The 2400-nt window shown below is 48.7% G+C and carries 2 protein-coding genes; both read right to left on the bottom strand.

Going from position 1 to position 2400, the window contains the following annotated elements; genetic code table 11:
- Window positions 1-283 precede the first annotated feature (283 nt).
- Window positions 284-1414 carry an IS91 family transposase gene (locus tag AC13CC_RS01745; RefSeq protein WP_482875590.1) on the bottom strand — a complete coding sequence of 377 codons (1131 nt, stop codon included), beginning with the start codon at window positions 1412-1414 and terminating at the stop codon, window positions 284-286.
- Window positions 1414-2253, bottom strand: a complete 840-nt coding sequence (locus AC13CC_RS01740; RefSeq protein ID WP_348476568.1) for a tyrosine-type recombinase/integrase — start codon at window positions 2251-2253, stop codon at window positions 1414-1416. Before AC13CC_RS01740 ends, AC13CC_RS01745 begins: the two co-directional genes overlap by 1 nt.
- Between the last annotated feature and the right edge of the window lie 147 nt (window positions 2254-2400).

Genomic DNA, 2400 nt, shown 5'->3' with positions numbered 1-2400 from the left:
ACAATAACTAGCGTTCGTGTGGTCGGTACGACCCAGCATGAACGCCGTGTTGACTGAACCGGTTCTCTGTCGGTCAGCCTTCTATGGGTATTGGTCTGTTTTAGGATGGGTTATTTAAGGTCTGCACTTGAACCGTATAGTGATTTGGAGGTCTTGTTTTTCTCCCGAGTATGTCCATCACTTCTTAAATTCTATTGAACCTCCTGTTTTTGGGGTATTTTGGCCGCTTTTGCTTGGTTTCGGACATAGGGTTCCCTATCCCGTTCAAGGGGCGTTTATTTTCTTACTGTGCTTTAGTGTATTTTTTAAGTTTTGTGATCCAGTGTGCCGGTGGTCCCCGTGCGGTAAACGTATGCAGGGTCACCAGTTCTCCCTTTTTACAAGATGGGCAGATTCGGTGTTGCAGGGGCGGTTTTTCTTGGAGCTGTACCTTCCCCAGGGTTTTACCCAAGTGGTCAAGACTTTTGCGTTTATGGTAAGCACTTAATATCCCATAATGGCGGATGCGCACAAACCCCTTAGGGAGTATGTGCAGGGCAAAGCGCCTGATGAATTCAGTATCGCTCAGGTACATCAGGGATTTGTTTCCCCCGTGGCGGTAATCTTTTACCGAAAACACCACGCCGCTGTCATCCAGGTTTTTGATTCGGTGGTTGCTGATCGCAATTTTATGGGTATAGCGACCAAGGTATTCCACTACCTGAGGTGGCCCTAAAAACGGACGCTTGCAATAGACGACCCACTCTTTTTTGAACAGGCTTTGGTAAAGGGCCTCTGGTTGTTCTGTTTTAATTTTTTTACGTAACCCTGCAACAAAGCGGGCACGGAATACCTTGCTCATGGCCTTGACCGGGAACAGGTATTTCCCCTTGTTCCGGGCAGGTTTCCACTTACCACTTTTGGTTGCCCCACCACCGGGCACGATACAATGCAAGTGCGGATGCAGGGACAGGTTCTGTCCCCAGGTATGCAGGATGGCGATCATCCCGGGACCGGCACCTAAAAACTTAGGATTGGAAGCAAACCCCGCTATGACTTCCCATGAAGTTTTGAACAGCAGGCCATACAGCAGTTTGGGTTCGTACAGGCACAGGCGGTTGAGTTCTGAAGGCAGGGTAAATACCACGTGGAAGTAAGGAACGTTCAAGAGCTCTTCTTCCCGTGCCCTGATCCATTGTTCCCTTTTGTGCCCCTGACACTTTGGGCAATGCCGGTTGCGGCAACTGTTGTAGCTCAGGTGCAAGGTATTACAGGATGGATTCGTGCAGCGGTCAATGTGACCGCCCAGGGCAGCCGTACGACATTTGCGCAGGGCGTGCAGGGTCCTTAGTTGCCAGCTGGTGGCACAACGGTCTGCTAAAGACTCCCTGTTGCGATTTAATACCTGGGCCACTTCGTGAGCAGCGGATGCCATTACTCTTTGTAGAGCCGATCCAGTGGACTGAAAGGCTTTTGCCTGCCCAGTTGTGCCACGTGAAGGTAGGTCAGTGTGGTCTGTATATCTGCGTGCCCCAAAAGGTCCTTTACACTCATAATATCCAAGCCCATTTCCAGAAGGTGGGTAGCATAACTGTGGCGCAGGCTGTGGGTGGTCACTTCCTTTTGAATACCACTATGTTTACGGGCTTCCCGTACAATCCAGCGAACCCCTTGGGTAGAAAGCGGGACTGGACGCCCTTCGGTATTGTTCCCAGTGAAGCACCAGGTGCAAGGATTTTCTGCCGCAAGGTATGTTTTAAGTCCGCGGATCTGCATCCTCGACAAGGGTACATACCGATCTTTCCTGCCTTTGCCTTGGCGGACGTGAAGCATCATACGATCAAAATCCAGATCTTTTAACTGTAGGTTGCACAGTTCAAAACAGCGCAGTCCGCAGCCATAAAGCAGCGCCAATACCAGACGGTGCTTCAGTAGTTTTGGGGCTTTTAAGAGTTGCTTTACTTCCCTAAAACTTAAAACTACAGGGAGTTTTTTGGGACGCTCAATAGCGGGGAGCATTACCTGCATCTCTTTACGATTGGATATCCGGTAGGCATACCTCAGACCATAAACGGTATGCTTGAAGAAGCTGCTCGACGGGGTCTTGTGCCGGGACTTTAAAACATGTAGATAATCCAGCACCTGTTCTTCATCCAGATCGAGTGGACTGCACTTAAAATGCAGGGCTATGTGTGAAAGACAACGGGCATAGTTGGTCAGGGTGCTTTGGCTTTTGCCCGATAGTTCAACAGAACGTTTTAGTTTGAGATACAATTCCTGGAATTCTGGAACACGTTCACAGGCTCGTTCGATCAGGGTACTACTTTTTTTTCATAATTTGCTAAATATTAGTTTTATACATCTTAAAGGTAGTGATTGGAGATTTAGATAACTCCTGAAGCTACCTTTAGGTTTAGTTCA

Source organism: Flagellimonas sp. L-11 (genome assembly GCF_056857735.1).
The sequence above is the reverse complement of the archived record's forward strand: the minus strand, read 5'-3'. Positions and strand labels throughout refer to the sequence as shown.

Bases quoted from the DNA above. Each gene is read 5' to 3' on its own strand.
- AC13CC_RS01745 (WP_482875590.1), bottom strand. From the start codon at position 1,414: ATGGCATCCGCTGCTCACGAAGTGGCCCAGGTATTAAATCGCAACAGG.